The organism is Carboxylicivirga mesophila (assembly GCF_018271975.1).
In the GTDB taxonomy this organism is placed as follows: Bacteria; Bacteroidota; Bacteroidia; order Bacteroidales; family Marinilabiliaceae; genus Carboxylicivirga; species Carboxylicivirga mesophila.
Window position 1 is genome coordinate 174,070 of record NZ_JAGUCN010000005.1, and the last position, 19,479, is coordinate 193,548.

General features: G+C 39.5%; 18 protein-coding genes. 4 read left to right on the forward strand and 14 right to left on the reverse strand.

The window, feature by feature from the left end; all coding sequences use genetic code 11:
- Positions 1–137 precede the first annotated feature (137 nt).
- The 3 genes from KEM09_RS06395 to gcvT form a co-directional block, all read right to left on the reverse strand.
- A complete protein-coding gene (locus KEM09_RS06395; protein ID WP_212226891.1) occupies positions 138–1,061 on the reverse strand; it encodes a 3-phosphoglycerate dehydrogenase in 924 nt (307 codons plus the stop codon).
- Positions 1,062–1,141: 80 nt separating this feature from the next.
- On the reverse strand, positions 1,142–2,212 hold the full coding sequence (gene serC, locus KEM09_RS06400) for a 3-phosphoserine/phosphohydroxythreonine transaminase (protein WP_212226893.1): 1,071 nt from the start codon (positions 2,210–2,212) through the stop codon (positions 1,142–1,144).
- Between the two features lie 283 nt (positions 2,213–2,495).
- Positions 2,496–3,578 (reverse strand): glycine cleavage system aminomethyltransferase GcvT, encoded by a 1,083-nt coding sequence (gene gcvT, locus KEM09_RS06405; RefSeq protein ID WP_212226895.1) that lies wholly within the window; start codon positions 3,576–3,578, stop codon positions 2,496–2,498.
- A 255-nt stretch (positions 3,579–3,833) separates the two neighbouring features.
- On the opposite strand from gcvT, the gene KEM09_RS06410 reads away from it, so the two are divergent.
- Together KEM09_RS06410 and KEM09_RS06415 are read left to right on the forward strand one after the other, a co-directional pair.
- Complete coding sequence (locus tag KEM09_RS06410; protein WP_212226897.1) at positions 3,834–4,298, forward strand: Hpt domain-containing protein; 465 nt, start codon at positions 3,834–3,836, stop codon at positions 4,296–4,298.
- Positions 4,299–4,309: 11 nt separating this feature from the next.
- The gene (locus KEM09_RS06415) at positions 4,310–4,636 is read left to right on the forward strand and encodes an STAS domain-containing protein (RefSeq protein ID WP_244824879.1); all 327 of its coding nucleotides are present in this window, start codon (positions 4,310–4,312) and stop codon (positions 4,634–4,636) included.
- A gap of 23 nt (positions 4,637–4,659) precedes the next feature.
- Here the strand turns inward: KEM09_RS06415 and citC are convergent, their stop codons facing one another.
- The 6 genes from citC to KEM09_RS06445 all read right to left on the reverse strand — a co-directional run bounded on the left by citC (position 4,660) and on the right by KEM09_RS06445 (position 12,367).
- On the reverse strand, positions 4,660–5,736 hold the full coding sequence (gene citC / locus KEM09_RS06420; protein WP_212226899.1) for a [citrate (pro-3S)-lyase] ligase: 1,077 nt from the start codon (positions 5,734–5,736) through the stop codon (positions 4,660–4,662).
- 4 nt (positions 5,737–5,740) lie between these two features.
- Entirely contained in the window at positions 5,741–7,150 is a 1,410-nt protein-coding gene (locus KEM09_RS06425) for a triphosphoribosyl-dephospho-CoA synthase (protein WP_212226903.1), read from the reverse strand.
- Positions 7,150–8,703, reverse strand: a complete 1,554-nt coding sequence (gene citF / locus KEM09_RS06430) for a citrate lyase subunit alpha (RefSeq protein WP_212226904.1) — start codon at positions 8,701–8,703, stop codon at positions 7,150–7,152. Before citF ends, KEM09_RS06425 begins: the two co-directional genes overlap by 1 nt.
- A gap of 11 nt (positions 8,704–8,714) precedes the next feature.
- Positions 8,715–9,608 (reverse strand): HpcH/HpaI aldolase/citrate lyase family protein, encoded by an 894-nt coding sequence (locus KEM09_RS06435; protein ID WP_212226906.1) that lies wholly within the window; start codon positions 9,606–9,608, stop codon positions 8,715–8,717.
- 6 nt (positions 9,609–9,614) lie between these two features.
- The gene (gene citD, locus KEM09_RS06440) at positions 9,615–9,905 is read right to left on the reverse strand and encodes a citrate lyase acyl carrier protein (RefSeq protein ID WP_212226908.1); all 291 of its coding nucleotides are present in this window, start codon (positions 9,903–9,905) and stop codon (positions 9,615–9,617) included.
- 323 nt (positions 9,906–10,228) lie between these two features.
- Positions 10,229–12,367, reverse strand: a complete 2,139-nt coding sequence (locus tag KEM09_RS06445; protein WP_212226913.1) for a S9 family peptidase — start codon at positions 12,365–12,367, stop codon at positions 10,229–10,231.
- A gap of 297 nt (positions 12,368–12,664) precedes the next feature.
- Between KEM09_RS06445 and KEM09_RS06450 the strand changes: the two genes are divergently transcribed.
- Positions 12,665–13,102 carry a hypothetical protein gene (locus KEM09_RS06450; protein WP_212226920.1) on the forward strand — a complete coding sequence of 146 codons (438 nt, stop codon included), beginning with the start codon at positions 12,665–12,667 and terminating at the stop codon, positions 13,100–13,102.
- A 73-nt stretch (positions 13,103–13,175) separates the two neighbouring features.
- Entirely contained in the window at positions 13,176–16,265 is a 3,090-nt protein-coding gene (locus KEM09_RS06455; protein WP_212226922.1) for an ATP-binding cassette domain-containing protein, read from the forward strand.
- Positions 16,266–16,316: 51 nt separating this feature from the next.
- Here KEM09_RS06455 and KEM09_RS06460 read toward each other — a convergent pair whose 3' ends face one another.
- The 5 genes from KEM09_RS06460 to pnuC form a co-directional block, all read right to left on the reverse strand.
- On the reverse strand, positions 16,317–16,697 hold the full coding sequence (locus KEM09_RS06460) for a DUF1987 domain-containing protein (RefSeq protein WP_212226924.1): 381 nt from the start codon (positions 16,695–16,697) through the stop codon (positions 16,317–16,319).
- Between the two features lie 16 nt (positions 16,698–16,713).
- Positions 16,714–17,262, reverse strand: coding sequence for a SiaB family protein kinase (locus KEM09_RS06465; RefSeq protein ID WP_212188536.1), 549 nt, complete (start codon positions 17,260–17,262; stop codon positions 16,714–16,716).
- Positions 17,263–17,417: 155 nt separating this feature from the next.
- On the reverse strand, positions 17,418–18,341 hold the full coding sequence (locus KEM09_RS06470; protein WP_212226926.1) for a serine O-acetyltransferase: 924 nt from the start codon (positions 18,339–18,341) through the stop codon (positions 17,418–17,420).
- Positions 18,331–18,873, reverse strand: a complete 543-nt coding sequence (locus tag KEM09_RS06475) for an AAA family ATPase (protein ID WP_212226928.1) — start codon at positions 18,871–18,873, stop codon at positions 18,331–18,333. Before KEM09_RS06475 ends, KEM09_RS06470 begins: the two co-directional genes overlap by 11 nt.
- Complete coding sequence (gene pnuC, locus KEM09_RS06480; RefSeq protein ID WP_212226930.1) at positions 18,863–19,471, reverse strand: nicotinamide riboside transporter PnuC; 609 nt, start codon at positions 19,469–19,471, stop codon at positions 18,863–18,865. The genes KEM09_RS06475 and pnuC overlap by 11 nt, the downstream gene beginning before the upstream one ends.
- Positions 19,472–19,479 lie beyond the last annotated feature (8 nt).

The following is a 19,479-nucleotide window of genomic DNA, read 5'->3' on the forward strand; positions in this document are numbered from 1 at the left end:
GGTAATCAGTCATAAGTGATTAGGTGACTTTCGTCAACTTTAAAGGTGATTTTAGCTGTTATGTAACACCCTTTACAGATCAATAAGCGCCACCCTGTAAACAGAGCAGCGCTTAATATTATTCCTATATAAGTTAATTACTTATTTACACGGAAAGTTTCGTCACCATTTTCGAAGAAACCGATGATTTGTTTGGCAGCAGCCACCCCTGCATTGATATTGGCTTCGGCAGTTTGAGCCCCCATCTTTTTAGGTGTAAAAAAGAAACGTCCTTCGAAGTTTGCTTCAAAATCAGCCTTGCAATCAGGTGCAATATCTGAAATATAAGCAAAATCAGGACGATCAGCCATCAGCTTCAGCAATTCTTCTTCGTGAATTACTTCTTTACGGGCTGTATTTACTAAAGCACCGCCTTTGGGCATCTTATTCAATAAGTCGTAATTGATTGACTGTTTCGTTTTATCATTAGCAGGAATATGCAACGATACATAGTCACAAGTTGAGTACAACTCTTCAACTGTATCAACAGGCTTAATACCTGCTGCTTCAATTTTTTCCTTAGCTACAAAAGGATCGAATGCATAAATTTCCATACCAAATCCTTTGGCAATCTCAGCTACATAATGACCAACATTACCGTATGCATGAATACCTATTTTCTTACCTCTTAGCTCAGTACCTGCAGTACCGTTGTAACCATTGCGCGCCATAAACACCATCATACCCAAAACTAACTCAGCAACAGCATTAGAGTTTTGCCCTGGAGTATTCATAGCTACAATACCTTTTTCGGTACATGCTTCCAGATCCAGGTTATCGTAACCGGCACCTGCACGTACAACAATTTTTAATTCAGAAGCAGCTTCAATTACTTCGCGGGTCACCTTATCAGAGCGTACGATTAAGGCATGTGCATCTTTTACAGCGTCCAGCAATTGAGCCTTGTCGGTGTATTTTTCAAGCAGTGCCAATTCATAGCCAGCTTCTTTAACAACAGGTGCAATCTGGTCAATGGCTGCTTTAGCAAATGGTTTTTCAGTTGCTACTAATATTTTTTTCATCTCTGCTTAGTATTATATAAGTGTGGTGATAAAAAGTAAGCCCCACAGCGGGGCTTACCAACTGTCTTTATGTATTTTGCTTAGTGCTTTGCTTCAAATTCTTTCATGCAGTCAACCAATGCCTGAATACTTGACTTTGGCATAGCATTGTAGGTAGAAGCACGGAAACCTCCAACTGAACGGTGTCCTTTAATACCACTCATTCCTCTTGATGAAGCGAAATCAAAGAATTCTTTTTCTAACTCTTTGTATTCATCATTCATTATAAAGCAGATGTTCATCAATGAACGATCTTCAACATTCACAACTGGTGCTTTGAATAAGCGGTTACGATCAATTTCATCATATAACACAGCTGCTTTCTCAATGTTGATTTTCTCCATAGCAGATACACCGCCCATTTCTTTTAACCACTTTAATGTTTGAAGAGCTGAGTAAATTGGGAATACAGGAGGCGTATTAAACATTGAACCCGCATCAATGTGCGTGCGGTAATCCAACATTGTAGGAATATGACGGTCTACTTTTCCTAATGCATCGGTTTTAACAATTGCAAAAGTTACACCTGCAGGAGCCAGGTTCTTTTGAGCACCACCATAAATCAATGTATATTTAGAAACATCTACCGGGCGAGAGAAAATATCTGATGACATATCAGCTACTAAAGGTACATTCACATCCAGGTCAGTTTTAATCTCTGTTCCGTAAATGGTATTGTTAGTTGTGATATGGAAATAATCAGCATCAGAAGGAATTTCGTAACCTTTAGGAATGTGGTTGTAAACAGAGTCCTTTGAAGAAGCTACTTCAACAACTTCGCCAAATCCTTTAGCTTCTTTTAGTGCCTTATTGGCCCATGTACCCGTATTCAGGTAAGCTGCTTTTTTCTGCATCAGGTTGTAAGGCACCATACAGAACTGTGTGCTGGCACCACCACCTACGAAAACAACTTCGTATCCGGCAGGGATGTCTAACAATTCTTTAAATAAAGCGAGTGCTTCGTCCATAACGGCAACAAATTCTTTACCTCGGTGTGACACCTCAAGCAAAGACAAACCTGTACCGGCAAAATTCAATACGGCATCAGCCGAATTCTTAATCGTTGACTCAGGCAAAATAGAAGGCCCTGCTGAAAAGTTGTGAATCTTCATTTTATTAAAAATTTTAAATACTGCTAATTTACTTTAGTTTGTTATGATTCATGTTTTGAGTGTTTCAAAATTAGGAAATATCTGGCGCAAAGCACACAAAATCAATTAAAATATAGCTTACAATTCAAAAGTAATTTGTGAAATATTTCAACTGATTAACCGAGTATTACCATTCCATTTGAAAAGATAAGTAGCCAGTAATCAATCTTGTACATTTAGCAAATCTGGCCACTTTCAAAACATGATAATTATCACTTTTAGTTAAATCTTTTTTAGTGGCATCCTAAACGAAAGGTATCTTAACCACCTTTGCTTTTAGTTTTCGATTACGTACCTTGATGTAGATTTCTGTATCGAACTTAGTATAGCCCTTATTGATATAAGCCATACCAATTCCTTTTTGCAACATTGGTGACATAGTACCTGAAGTTACACGACCAATCACTTCATCGTTTTCGTTTACCACTTCGTAGTCTTTACGAGGAATACCTCTATCCTCCAACACAAAACCGCGCAGACGTTTCGAAACACCTTCTTCTTTTTGCTTTAGTAAATAATCCTTATCAATGAAGTTATTGTGATCGTTGAACTTAGTGATCCAGCCTAAACCGGCTTCAATAGACGAGGTTGTATCATCAATATCATTACCATACAAACAGAAGCCTTTTTCTAAACGCAATGTATCGCGAGCAGCTAAGCCTATTGGCAAAATACCCTCTTCCTGACCTGCTTCAAAAATGGCAGCCCATACTTTTTCGGCATCAGCATTGTGCAAGTACAACTCAAAACCACCTGAACCTGTATAGCCAGTATTAGAGATAATCACATCATCTGCTCCTGCAATAGCTCCAGTTGTAAATGTATAATACGGCACTGCTGATAAATCAATTTCTGTTAGTTTTTGCAGAACAGCCTCAGCTTTAGGCCCCTGGATAGCTAACTGTGATATATCATCACTGGCATTCTCCAGTTCGGCACCCATGGTGTTTTGCTCATTCACCCAAGCCCAATCCTTATCAATATTGGCCGCATTAACTACTAATAAATACTTCTCTTCTTCGTATTTATACACCAATAAATCATCTACAATGCCACCTTTCCCATTTGGAAAACATGAATACTGTGCCTGTCCTACCGTTAGAGCTGCCACATCATTTGATGTAACTTTCTGGACTAAATCAAAGGCTTTTGGACCTTTCACCCAAAACTCGCCCATGTGCGATACATCAAACACACCCACTCCATTTCTTACGGTCATGTGTTCGTTGTTAATTCCTGAATATTCAATGGGCATTTCGTAACCAGCAAATGAAACAATTTTGGCTCCTAATGACTCGTGAAACTTGTAAAAGGCTGTTCTTTTCATGTTTTATTTATATTAATCTTAATACATACAGTTAATTAACATGCATAATTTGATTGAACCATTTTAGTTCAAAGCATGTTGAGCAAATGTAGAAAAATTATCAAGTGCCAAAAAATGATAATTATCGGTTAAAAAACCTAATTAATATCAATAAGCGAAGTAGCAAATTGGGTATCGATTAATTATTTCGGGTAAAAAACCTACATTTGTTAAAATATTTGTAATTTGAGCATGAATAAAACTGAATTGTGACATATGCCAAACCCATACACACACATAAATCTCAACTACCTGGAGAGCATCACCGATGGCAGCCAGGAGCTTATAAAAGAACTAGTTAGCATTTTTATCGAACAGATACCTGAATTCAGGGATGGTTTTGATGAAGGCTTAGCGCAGAAAGATTGGAGTAAAATTGCGGCCGTTGCTCACAAAGCCAAATCATCGGTTATGTCAATGGGCATGGATGACTTAGGAAATACAGATTTAAAGAATCTGGAACTATTGGCCAAACTTTTAAAAATTGATGAACTAACGCAATCGGAGCACAACTCAGACGAGGTGTTGCAACTGCAAAAAAGCCTTGAAAGCTATTCTAACGATCGTAAGGACTGGCTGAATGCCAATAAAAGTGAAAGTTCGATTGAGGCAATTATTACGCGTTTTAACCAAACATGCGAAGCTGCAATTACTGAATTGCAGGATGTATTAGAGAATTAAATATAGACAATATGCTACAAGTTAAAGAACATGATGGTGTAATGTTCGGCTTATTAGCTGATACTGATAGATTAAATGCAACTATTGCACCTGAAGTAAAAGCAGAACTCACAGCAGCTCTCTCTGACAATGGAGTTAAGATGGTACTTAATTTATCAAACATCAGCTTCATTGACAGCACTGGTATAGGCACCTTAATCAGCGCATTAAAAACGGCCAGGCAAAATGGCGGCACTTTTCAACTGTGCTGTATCAAAGCTGATGTGCTAAGTCTGTTGAAACTAATGAAGCTTGATAAAGTTTTTGATATTTTTGAGTCAGAAGAACAAATAGTATAGATAAAACCGCTTCGGCGGTTTTTTTAATGCCGTAAATCAGCTGTTTTTAATTGCTGCTCAATGGCACCTAAATTCATTTCTTTGAGATATTCAATAGTTGATTGTGGCAATAATTGATTTAACCTCTGAGCATCATCGTTTTTAATAGCCTGACGCACTTTACTGGCACTGATAAAATCACCCGCCACTCCTTCTGTTAATTGCTTGCGTTCCACCTCAATTAGCTCAACACCTTTGAAAGGCAAAATAGTTTTCATGGCCTGGTTATAAAGCTGTGTTGTGGCACAATAGTTTTCGGTACCCACATAGCGTTTACATATACCAAGCTGAGGAACAATATGCTTACAAAATATTTCTATATCCAATTCGGCTTGTTTCTGAGTCACCATATCTGGCGTTTCATTCTTTAAGAAGTAATTAGGAAAAGTAGCACACGATACAACATATTCACCACCCTTCACAAGCCTGACATTCGGTAAGTGACGTGTTCCTCGTCGTATCATTTCATAGCGATCGCCAAACTTAAAAACCGATTTCTCTGTTTCCACCACAAAAACATACACCAGTTCGTTTTCCTCTGCTGCTTTCTCAATAAGGTATTGATGTCCCAATGTAAACGGGTTACCATTCATGACAATTGCAGCCACTTGTTTTTCTCCTCCCATGGAGCGAATCGTACCTAAATATTTCTTGTAGTCATTAATATCTTTATACCCGAATTCAAGGACAGATATAAGCGGTTGTGCTGACGCAATATGACGATAGCCCAATCCTTCAAACCGGAGAATATTATCAGGCCTTGTAAAAACAAAAGCCTGCTGATAGTGATTCATCACATGCTCAGTAAGGTGAGTAACAATATGTGCGAAGGCTCCCGATTCACGAAAACGGGGAGCCACAGCTACGTATTTAAGTATCTTACCTAAACAAGAGCCCACCCCAACTATATCATCGTTAAGGTTATAAAGAATCACACTGTATTCCACTGATGACTCATCAAAATAAAAGCCCAAAGGGGAAAGAAACCGCCGGATTAAGTCAACGTCATATTTACTGCTTAAATCAGGCTCTTCTATTCTAAAATCAGAATTTTCAATCATCACACTATTTCCTAAACTCAGTCTGACATAAATGCAAAGTTACTGTTACCGCTAAAAGATCTGCCGATCCACCAGGAGATATTTTCAGGTCATTACACCAATCAACCAGCTCGGTATAGGTTGCACGACGGTTATTCTCCCAATCATTCAAAGCCTGCTTTGCTTTTGCTTTCAACTCCTCAAGTATCACAGCATTGTGACGATAGATAACATTGGTATCGTTATTTAAAGAGATAAGTTTTAACAACACCGGAATTAAAAGGTCATGCACTTCAGTATCTGTGCACTCATTTAGCTTTTTGTCAATACTATTATTGAGGCAGGGTAACGAATGGTGCAATACGGTTGGCATCCCCTGCTCTGCCTCGCCCCTTGCGCCTGCCGCTTGCAGGCCATACTTCATAAAACTTTGCTGACCGTGCGTCAGTACATCGTCCTCACGTGCTGAACACAACTCCCTCTGAACCACCCCTCGCGTAAGTTGCTGAATAACTGAAGAAAAGGTATTTATTTTGAAGTAACCATATCTATTCACCACCCGCACAATGGCAAAGCAACTAAGTGCCAGGAGAAAAATCGCTCCCTTATGCGTGTTAACGCCATTGGTTGCATTGAACATGGCGTCTTCCATTTTAAGGCCAATTTGCTTAATACGAGGTAAAATGACAGATACATCTTTACCTTTAAAATCAATAGCTAATTGACAAACCTCTATGAAATATGGGGAAATAACCGCTGATGAATTTATAAAAGTAATAAAATCCATATCGGTATGCGCACCACTCGACTGGCGACACACAAGTCCGGGTTTAGGACTCAGCGACACTTCGTACAGCAAGCCCTTCAGGGCAATAGATGCCACTTTGGTAACCACCTCTTTCGTCCTCAATTCACGCAGGTAGTTGTCAATAGCCTCCTCCATGCTTCTTCGCACATCGGCAATCGCATGACGCTTCCCTTTTCGGCAATCTTCGGCGGCATGCTCACAAATAAAACAGGCCTTTGCTTTACCAGACGATACAGGTTGTCCATCTGCATCCAACACATCTAAATCAACAATTCGTCCCAGTTCAAAGCTTTGCTCAAAAGCTTCGGTTATTGCCTTCAGATTCATCGCACTGAAATGTCGCATATCAAACAGATAAATAACAGCATCGCCTGCGGCATCGGTTAGCTCCTGTTTGTTGCTCCATCGGTTATTGGCATTCAAACTAACAATATAACGTTCAAAATCAGATTCAACCTCTTTGATAAATGCAGCAAGTAAATCGTTAGTTTTGGGCAGCCCCGGAATATTTAATTGGAGAGAAACCAAGTGGTACTGCTCTTGAAGCAGACCAAGCTTATATTGCTGGCGCGCCTCCCTCGCCAGCAATAAGCTCTCAAATATCTCTGTCTCCTTAATTATCTCCATTACTCTTTCACCTGGTGAATCACATCTATGACAGTTCCATCGCGGTATTCAACAATCCCAACCACACGCTCGGTGGTTTCAATGGGCTTAGCTTTACCGGTAATACCCTCAACCTCTTCTGCTAACACCGCAATATCTTTCACTTTAATTCCTGCAGCTTCAAGGTGCGCTTTTAATTCTGGTTTTTGTGGATTCACACAAATCCCACGCTCGGTCACCAACACATCAATACTCTCACCCGGGGTAACAATGGTGTGTACTTTCTTCTTAACAATAGGAATACGGCCTCTGAAAGATGGACATACAACAACTGTTAGGTTAGCACCAGATGCAGTGTCGCTATGACCACCAGAAGCACCTCGCACATATCCCTCCGAGCCTGTAATCACATTGACGTTGAAATTAGTATCAATCTCTAGAGCCCCAAGTACAACTATATCCAGTTTATTGGTCATACAACCACAGTTAAACGGATTGGCATACAAGCCAGCAGGAATTTCAATGTGGTACTGATTATCTAACAACGATGAACTAACTGCTGCATCGAAAGACTGCACATCAAAAATAGAACGAAACAAACCTTCATTCAGCATATCAACACCATAAGAAGTCACACCTCCTAAAATAAAGCTGCCCTTTATTGAGCGTTGCTTCATTATTTTTCGGATGTATTTGGCCACTGCCAATGATGCACCACCAGCCCCCACCTGGAAACTGAATCCTTCTTTCAATTCGCCGGAATGCTCAATCACCTGAGCTGCCAAACGTGCAATCTGCAGGTCCATAGGTGCTTTGGTTATACGTGTGGTTCCACCTGCAATTTTAGAAGGATCGCCAATGGAGTCAACTTTCACCACGTAATCGATGTAGTTTTGTGTAATGGACTGTGGTACACACGGATAATCCACAATATTATCGGTGACTACAATCACCTGCTTGGCATACCAAGAGTCGATAGCTGCATAACCCATTGAGCCAAAGGCCGACGGACCGTGTGCACCTGTTGCATTGCCTTCTTCATCGGCAGCCGATGCTGCAAGAATAGCTAGATCAATTTTTATTTTACCAGTGTGTACACTACGCACACGTCCACCATGCGAGTGAATGACAAATGGCTTAGGCAAAACGCCTTCGGCAATGGCTTTTCCCAGCTCGCCGCGTATACCACTGGCGTACACCTGAGTGATGGTGCCATCCTTAAAATATGGTAAAATCGGGTCATGTGCAGTAGTTAGGCTACTGGCGGCCAAAGTAATATCCTTAATACCCAAGTCTGCCAAAATTTTGATGGCTTCGTACACCAGATTATCACCCCCACGCAAATGGTGATGAAAGGATACCGTCATGCCATTACGAGGTTTGGTCTTTAATATGGCATCGCGGAGCGTATCACAGATTTTGCTGGAATGTGGCATTTTAGCTTTATTGGGTGGCGGAACAGTTTTTTCTTCCATCCATCCTTTTTTCAGCTTTGAAAACGCGCCTTCAAAAGCCTCTAACTTCCCGATGCCCTCAAGCTCTTCAGGTATTTCTCTTTGCAATATATTTTTCACAACTGTCGGGTTTAAAGCGATTCAACATCAATATCAGCCATTTCAAGTACACGTAAAGCGCGTTGTACAACGGGTGCGTCGACCATTTTTCCATCAACAGCAAATACCCCAATTCCTTCGGCTTTGTTACGTTCAAAGGCTTTCACAATTTTAGCCGCTTTACGAATCTCCAACTCTGTTGGTGTAAACACCTCATTCACCACTTCAATCTGACGTGGATTAATGATTGCCTTACCTGTAAAGCCGAGCTTTTTGATATACTCCGCTTCTTCGCGCAGCCCTTCCTCATTTTCAACATCAACAAAAACGGTGTCGAATACATCTATCTTGCATGCTTTGGCTGCCATAACTATCTGCTTACGGGCATAGTCAATACCTACACCATCATTGGCTTTTACCAGCTGCATATCGGCTGCCAAATCCTGCCCGCCAATTGAAATAGCGTCAATACGAGGTGAATACCTGGCAATATCATATACATTTTGAACGCCGAGAGCCGTTTCAATCATCACATGCACTTTCATATGCTCATGCGGCAGGTTATGCTCATCCTCAATTTGCTCAATCAACTCCAGAATGCGTTTAATCTCATCAACGGTCTCCACTTTGGGTAGTCGAAGTGCATTGGGTTGAAGCGGCACAATTTGCTTTAAATCCTCCAAACCAAAAGGCGTATCAATGTGATTAACCCTAACGGTTACCTCACACCCTTCATAGGAAATATACTTCAACATATGGGCTACCAGAATACGGGCCGCATCTTTCTGGTTAAGCGCAACAGCATCTTCCAAATCAAGGAGGACACCATCTGCACCATACACGCTACCTTGCTGCAACATTGCCGGGTTATTGCCGGGAATATACAGCATTGTGCGTCTTTTAAAGGTTCGTTGTTTGACTTTCATCGACAATTACTTTAGGGTTCCGGATTGTAGTTGGGCAGCTCTCTTCAATGCCGTTTCCAGGCGAGCTGAAACAGTTGGTGGTAAAGCGCCTTTATCATTAATGATTAAGCGCACATCATCAATGTTAAAATCATCCAGATTGGCATGTATCTGGCGCAACAAATCATCACCAAACTGCTGCATAACAATTGACTTCAACTCAATAATACGCCCGGCACCTTTCTCAACCGGCTCAACCAGAATCAGTACATCACTTGATTCGAAACTACCGGCCTGAGCTTTTGTTTTAAGTTCCATAGTTAGCAATTAAAGAAATATTTCATCAAATATTGAATATAATCTTTTAAAAACCTACTTCTAATAATGGTTATAAAACATATCTTTCCTCATTGCACCTAGTCTGCTACATTATCAATTGATATTCTGCATATTATTACATTATATGATTTTCATCAGGCCATCACTAAAATTCACAAACTATTGATTATGTAACTATTAACTCCCGAAGCAAATAAGCAATAAAAAGCTTTGAATTTCAGCCAAAAATATTTTCTTAAGCAAAATAAAAGCCTGACACCACATCTATGGCATCAGGCTTATAAGCTATTCTACATCTTCGTTTACAAAAAATCGTCGAAATACCTTGTTACTTTTTCCATGAGATGAATACGATCCCGGCCAATTACATTATGCTCGTGGCGAGGATATGCGAAGTAATCTATTTGAACCCTATTCTTAACACATTCGCGCACAAATGACAAACTATGCTGCCAAACCACAACCGGATCGATAGCCCCATGAACAACCAACAAACGCCCTTCAATGTTAGTTACTTTACCATTTAAATTGGCCAGTTCATAACCTTCCGGATTTTCCTGTGGCGTATCCATATAGCGCTCGCCATACATAATTTCGTAGTATTTCCAGTCGATAACCGGTCCACCAGCTACTCCCACCTTAAATACCTCAGGGTGCTGAGTCATCATTGATATAGTCATGAAACCTCCATAGCTCCAACCATGCACGCCGATACGCTCTGTATCAACATATGGTAATGATTTCAAATACTCAATGCCCTGCATTTGATCTTCCACTTCCAGCTGCCCCAATTGGCGATGAATAGCCTGCGCAAACACCTTTCCTTTGTTGGCCGTTCCTCGATTATCCAGAGTAAATGCAATGTATCCTTTCTGAGCCATATATAATTGCCATCCGCGGGCACCAGCCAACCAACGATTCTGAACCATTTGCGAATGCGGTCCACCATACACGTATACGATGACCGGATACTTTTTAGCCGGATCAAATCCAACAGGCAATACCATTCGTGCATCCAGTTCAAACTGTTCATCCTTGGTTTTTAATTTAATCAACTCAACCTTGCCTGTTTCAATATCTTTATACGGATTATCTACAACTTGTAATGTTTTGATTAAACGTCCTTGCGTATCCTTCAGATTAGTTTTAGAAGGCACATTAAGCGAGGAAAAGGTGGTAATGGCATAACGCCCATCCTTACTTATTTTTGCACGATGAACACCTCGCTCACTTGTTATGCGCGTCATCTTACCCGAGGATAAACTCACCTTGTAAATATGACGCTCTAAAGCCTCTTCTTTAGTTGATTCGATAAAAATATTTTTAGCGGCAGCATCAAATCCAAGTACATTGGTTACTTCCCAGTTGCCTTTGGTCAATTGCTTTTTAAGTTTTCCATCGAGGCTGTAGATGTATAAATGATTATAACCATCTTTCATCGATTGCCAGATGAACTCGCCTTTGCGCTTAGGAATAAATAATGCAGGGTGCTGTGGTTCGGTCCATTTATCATCCTTCTCTTCAAACAATGTAGCCACCAATTCACCCGTTGCAGCACTATACTTTTTAAGCTGCATATGATTTTGCTCCCTGTTCAGTTCGGCTATGAGTATAAACTGGTTATCAGGTGTCCAGCAAACATTGGTAAAGAAGCGATCATAAGGAGCACCAGTGTTTAAGTAGGTGGTTTCTTTGGTAGCCAGATTGTAAACCCCCACAGTCACCTGATGGCTGCTCATACCGGCCATGGGGTATTTAATGTTCTCCAACTTAGCCACTCGCTCATCAACATTAACAAGCGGATAGTCACTGACCATTGAGTTATCTTCGCGATAAAAAGCCAGCGAACCACCATCAGGTGACCAAAATGTTCCCTTATTAATACCGAATTCATTGCGATGCACAGTATGACCAAAAATCACATCGTCACCATCTTTTCCGGCCACAAACACCGGCTCCTCATTAGTTGATTGTATAAATAAATCATTTCCTACAGTGTAGGCCACCTGAGCGTTATCTTTGTTCAAGTCAAAGTTTTGCCCTTCCTTGACTCTTCCTACGAACATGGTTATTTGGCCTTCGCTTTGATCGATCGTAAAGAAACCACTGTTTGCTGTGAACGAAAAAGACGAGGCCGTTTCCCATTTCAATGCCGGCAACCGTTTCAATTCAGGATACTCTTCTAGCCTTAGGATGTTATTAAGCCAATTTAAATCAAACAGAAACGATGCTTTCTCATCTTTTATTCCCTGTACCATCACCGAATCATTTCGCTGAATGACCAGCTGGTTCATGTCTCCCCTAAAACTAACATTTAAAGCTCTTGGGTAATAGTTGTATACTGTTTTTCCTCCATAAATCACATCTTCCAGCGATAGTTGTCCATTGGCTGAATACAAAGTAAGTATGGCCAGCAATAAGATTAAGATTTGTCTCTTCATCAGATATATTTTAAATTACTAGATTACATTTTTCTACTCCAACAACGCAATAATATCGTCGCAATTAAAGTTATCAATCAAGTGCATAATTGGTAAAATATTGTCATCTAAACAATGAGAAAAGTAATTAGTTTGAACTTTAATGTGCGTTAAATGCATATGTTACAAACCAAAGACATAGTTTAGACACATTAAGTTTTTTTATTTTTTTTGCACTATCAAACCTAATAATTGACAACTTTTGAATATCTTTCTGAAAATTTTGAACCTGTAAAATCTCGATAAAGCACTAATAAAATGAAAAAGCACTCAATTATTTTCTTGCTATTGGCAATTATGGCTTTATTCTCTCCTCTGAAACTAAACTCACAAGAAGATGTGTTATTTAACAATTGTATTAACCAGCTTAAATCGCCATTTGTAGCCAGTGGTCAGCCTTTCAGAGCATTTTTAACAGGTAGTGAAGTCGCAGAATTCCATACAACTTTTTTCTCAGGAAGCATGTACCGTGTTGTAGCGTGCAGTCATGAGGATAATAATATTCTCTTCTCTATATACGACAAAGAGCGAAACCTGTTATTTTCAAATGAACAATTTGAAGCAGCCGGTTCATGGGACTTTAAAATTGAAGGCTCGGTTGAATGCATAGTTGAGGCGCGTTTAAATCCTGAAAAATCAACTTCTGGCATTGCCATGTTAATGATTGGATTCAAAAGCTTAGATGCATTCAATTAATCATCAAAAAGCCCCACTGACAGATAAAGGAATTTAATACACCTACCTCACAGAGGTAACCTGAATATGCAGTATGAGCGAAGAAATATTAAAAGCCCTGATACAGCTGTTTGCGCTCATTGCATTTCCCAGAACTGAAATAAAATCACGAAGAATAATTGTTAAGTCGTTTTTAAATCAACAACTTAACAGCCGTCTCGTAGAAGATTACCTGCAATTATTCGACAAGCTGCAAGGCGAACATGAGCAGCGCCTATCCGACAAAGATAAATTCTACAAACGTCATGCAGCCAGCTCTGTAAAAGTACTTAAGATTGCCACAGGTATCAACGAAGCGCTTACCTATTACCAGAAACTTATTGTTCTGATTCAGCTGATAGAGTTTTTGAACATTGATGTAGGTATGAGTGATTACGAGCGTGAGTTTATTGAAACAGTTGCACTCACCTTTAATATCCCACAAGACGAATATCAGTCAATCATATCTTTTGTTACAAGTTCGTTTAACGAAGTGCCCGATGCCAATAATGTATTAATTGTTGACAGCATACCCCGTTACGAATCAACAGCTTTCAAACATTTGTTCTGGGAAAACCTGAAAGGCGAATTACGTGTTATTCATTTAAAGTCAGTCAACCTATTCGCGTTCCGTTTTAATGGCAACATGGACCTGAGCATGAACGGGCAGCTGATAAACGAAGGACGAGTTCAGATTCTCAACCCAGGTAGTTCGCTCCGAAACAAGCTGATCGATACCATATTTTACAGCGATATTTTCAGTCAGTTTATTACTGACAGCACTGAAAATGCTGTTGATTTCAGATGCGTAAATGTTGAGTATCACTTTAGTAAGAAAGCCATTGGCCTGCATAAAACATCATTTGCAGCTAAATCAGGCAAGTTAGTAGGTATAATGGGTTCAAGTGGTGCTGGAAAAAGCACATTGGTTAATGTTTTAAGTGGCATTAATACACCAACCAGAGGGCAGGTTTTAATTAATGATATTGATGTACATAAAAACCTGGATCAGGCAAAAGGCCTTATCGGCTATGTAGCCCAGGACGACCTGTTGATGGAAGATTTGACAGTGTATCAGAACCTGTATTACAATGCCAAGCTGTGCTTTGACAACTTGCCAGAATACCGCATTCGCAGGAAAGTATTAAAGCTTCTTAGAAATCTGGGCCTATACGAAATTCGTTTTATGAAAGTAGGCAGCCCGTTGAATAAGAAGATTAGTGGAGGTCAACGAAAACGTCTTAATATAGCCCTGGAACTTATCAGGGAGCCATCAATATTATTTCTTGATGAACCAACATCAGGCTTATCATCTCGTGATTCAGATAACATCATTGACCTGCTCAAAGAATTATCTATTAGAGGCAAGCTGGTATTTGTAGTCATCCACCAACCGTCATCAGCTATCTTTAAAATGTTCAATCAGCTGCTGGTACTTGATACGGGGGGCTACCTAATATACAATGGCGATCCTGTTGAAAGCGTTAATTATTTTAAGGCATGCATCAACCACGCCAATAGAGATGAAAGCGAATGCCCAACCTGTGGTAATGTCAATGTGGAACAGATATTGAACATTGTCAACTCACAGATACTGGATGAATACGGGAATTTTACGCAAACACGAAGGGTTGACCCCAAAGAATGGTACGATCTGTTTCATGAAGGTTGGGAGTCGATCGAACCACCAACATCCGCTAACAGTGCCCTGCCCCCGAAAAGTTTTCAAATACCCAATAGAATTAAACAGCTCTTCATTTTCATGAAGCGCGACATTGTTTCAAAACTAGCCAACAAGCAGTATCTATTAATTAATCTGCTTGAAACGCCGGTACTGGCACTTCTGCTAGCTACTATCATACGTTATTACGATGTTGACAATACTACCGATTCTGTTTACAGCTTTGCAAAGAACCCTAACATCACTGTGTACATAATTATTTCGGTTATTATCGCATTGTTTGTTGGACTGACGGTGAGTGCTGAGGAAATAATAAACGATCGTAAAATTCAGCGACGTGAATCATTTCTAAACCTTAGTCGCTTAAGCTATTTATTTTCCAAGCTATTTATTCTCTCTGGCCTGTCCGCTATTCAATCGGCCTTATTTGTGCTTATTGGCAACTTTATCATTGAGCTCGAAGGCATGTTCTTTCAATACTGGCTGATCCTGTTTAGTTGCTCTGTTTTTGCCAACATATTAGGACTGAATATTTCTGACACATTTAAAAAGACGGTCAATATTTACATTATCATCCCATTCTTGATCATTCCGCAATTAATACTTAGTGGAGTTTTTATTAGTTTCGACAGGCTAAACCCAAGTATCTCAAGCCCCGAACGCATTCCATTATATGGTGAGATAATAACTGCCAGATGGGCATTTGAGGCTCTGGCGGTTGCCCAATACACCAGCAATGAGTTTGATAAGGATTTTTACAGCTATGAAAAGCTTAAAAGTCAGGCAAAATATCGAAAAGAATTTTGGATACCATCACTTAATAATCATCTACGTAAAATTATCAATCAGACCAACGAAGAGCATGCAACTAGTCATGAACAGATAACTTACTCTCTAAGGCTAATAAACAAAGAGTTAGGAAAACACCACCAACTCTACCCTAATCGATCTGGTCAGCTAACTCTTCTTTCTAATGAACAATCTGGCTACAATCTGGATTCGGTAGATAACTACCTTCAGTATTTAAAAAACTACTATAAGACGCTCTACAACAAGGCAGATAACCGACTTGATGATAAAATAAAACAACTAACAAGCACAGAAGAAGATCGCCTAATCTACCTGGAGGCGAAAAGTAAGTATCACAATAACGATCTGGAACGCTTTGTAACCAACTCAAATAACTTTTTCTCCAATAAGATAATTGAATATGATGGTGAGCTATGGCAAAAGATTGATCCCATTTATCAGGATCCGGAGAGTCTGTTTCTGAAAGCTCATTTCCTGGCACCAACCAAACCCTTTGGTCAAAGAAAGATAGATACCTATTATGCCAACACCATTGTTATTTGGGTTATCAACCTTATCCTGTTTCTGATGCTTTACTTACGTGCATTGCCAGGCATGTTATCTTTACGCACCAAAACAATATGGTACCTTAAGGACAGAAAAAAAGCTGAATAAGCAACTATTGCAACTTATTCAGCCTTTAAAATTTCTTTGAGTAGTTGGGTATTACTCTTCCATTTCAATCATTTTGAAAGGAATATTAATTATCGACTGGTAGTCTTCTCCTGCTTCAAACATGTCTTCATCATCTTCTTCATAATACCAGTTGATCTCAACCGGATGTCCTTTTTTATGAATTAACTCAAGACGTTTGAAAATATCTAATATGCATTTCGAAGAGCTGGTATTAAAATATTCTAATTGAATATTGACATTAGTCTCTTCAGAAGGTGCTTCTCCAAATTTCTCAAGCCAGTCGATTATTGGCTTGTAAAACTCAACAGAATTTTCAGGAATAGAGCGCCCCTTAATTTCAACTACTCCTTTTTCCCCATCTAGTCTTACAAATGGTGTCTTTGGACTTCCTTCGCGAATTATTGTTTCCATACTGGTAGCTATACGGTTAACTAATGTATACATCTAGCGAGAAAAAGATGTATTCATCATCAAATTGATAAAAATAATATTCTAATTTATTGCCTGTTTTTCGAACGATATCGAGCATTCCCAGGCCTCCCCCTCCTTTTTCAGAAAACTCATCGTTATTAAGTATATCCCTGTACAACATACGAACTTCTTCATCCGACAAGGAATTTACCTGATCAATTCGGTCTTTAATATAATTTAATTTTTCCTTTTTCACAAAATTGCCTGTTGAAATGCGGTAAAAGGTGCCATCTTTACTTAAAATGATGATTCCAAAATTACTACTTTGTTCAACAGGTGCTGTACTTGGCGGCAAATCTACATGATGGTACAAATTCTGCAAACTCTCCACAAACACATTGTAGACCTTTTTTCGAACACGATTTTTTTCATTTTTCATGTTCAAACTGTTCTCAATGGATTCTAATGCTTCAGATATCAACTCTGGTGTAATTCCCCCATTGTATTCCAGGATAATATCCCCTTGCTTCTTTTCTAGATACCAGTTTTTTAAATCAAATGCCATTGCCAATGGTCTAATTATCTACAAATATAGAAAAATATTAATACCGTCCGATTATGCACAAGTTTACATTAAATACTGCATTTTCTGTTTATTTGATTGACTTATTTGGTCAATCCCTTGTAAATGCTGACAAAACACCTTTTTTAGCTGATATTTTATATACCTCCTCCTTCTGTATATAATACATCGCGCGGCTTAAACTGAATAATTTTCGATTTCGGAGCAACTGAGTTAGTAACCCAAACGTTTCCACCTATGACTGAACCGGCCCCCACAGTGATACGCCCTAAAATAGTAGCCTGGGCGTATATTACCACATCATCATCAATAATTGGATGACGTGGAATACCTTTGATTGGATTACCATTTTCATCCAGTGGAAAGCTTTTGGCCCCCAGGGTAACACCTTGAAAGAGTTTAACATTATTGCCAATAATAGAAGTGGCGCCAATAACAACTCCCGTACCATGGTCAATACTAAAGTACTCACCAATTGTTGCCCGTGGATGAATATCTATACCTGTTTCTGAATGTGCCATTTCACTGATCATACGAGGAATCAAAGGCACACCTATAGTTAGCAGTGCATTAGCAATACGATAATTGGTAATGGCCCTAATGGCCGGATAGCAGAAAATAACTTCTCCTTTACTCTTAGCTGCCGGATCTCCTAAGAAAGCTGCTTCAACATCAGTCACCAACATTCGTCTGATTTCAGGAAGCTTACTGATAAACTGACTGGCATAATCATGAGCAATACTTTTTCGTTCGCTCAAATCAAATTTTTCGGGCATCTCGCACATAAAACATAAACCGGCAAAAATCTGATCGACTAAAATCGTATAGAGGTTTTCAGTATTCACCCCAATGTAATAGCTAACACTATCTGGACGTATTGAACTATCGCCATAATAACCCGGGAACAGAATCTCACGAGAAAGATTAACAACCTGTTCCAATGCACTTAACGAAGGCATTTTATGGTCCTTAAAATGCGGATGGCAAACACTTTTATAGCTTTGCTCCTGCGATAGCTCATTGATAGCTTTTTTAATCCTTGAAAAGTGGTCAGTGGTCATTGTTGCTTATTAAAAGTTGGTTAATATGATTTTTTGCTTGCTCGATACGTGATGCTCCATTACCTTTTATCACTTCATAGGCAAAGTTATAGTTTTCCAGTTCTGATCGATAACGCTCAAACAAAAACAATCTCTTCGATTCATTCTCTCTTACTCCATCATCTATCCACTTTATATCCGGATAGCACAATAAATGCAGATCAATTGAAACGTTGCCTATCAGTTCCTCCAACCATTCAGGAACTGAATTATAAACCTCAGCAAACCATACTTTTGTAATAATCAGGAAGGTATCAAAAATCACTAATGATTGTCCTGAAGTGACAGCTCGTTCATAGCTATCTTTCTGATGCAGGGCAATTTTTTCAACATCCTCATAAGTATATGGCCTGTTTAAGCCTTCAACATATTCGCGGGCATACTCAGGTATCCAATATCCCCCAAAAATACCACTTATCTCTTTTGACATACTGGACTTTGCCGTTGACTCAGGCCCTGTAAAAACAATGGATATTGGTCGCTTAAGCTTCATGTTTTGCCATTAATCGTTTCCACTCATAAAACCCGATGATAGCACCTATTGTGTAAACCAAAAACAGGAAACTATAAAAATACAATCCTTTATAGATGTACATGCCCATAGAAACACTATTGATGACCACCCAAAACACCCAGTGATGGATGTATTTGCGAGCCAGCAACCAAGTAGCCAGGATAGATGCAGCAGTAGTAAACGAATCCAGATAAGGCAAATCAGAACTGGCAATATCTACAAGTGCCGGGATATTCAATAACGCGGCTAGTAAGCCAAAGTAAATAATCACTCCCAACAAAAAGAGTTTAATTAACAGCCTGGTTGAAACTGGTTTAATGGGTACATCTCCTGAGTCAGTAGTAGCCTGACCACTTAACCAATACCACCAACCATAAATACTTATGGCAACATAATAGAATTGCAGCCCCATATCAGCATAGAGTGCCGACTGGTAAAATACCACAATGGAAACACCTGAGGCGATGATTCCCCAAGGCCATAGCCGGGGATTTTCGAGAATAGAGTATATTAAATAGATGATTGAAGCAACCGTTCCGGTTACTTCAAGACCATACTGAGCAATAAATTCGTTCATTGGTTAGG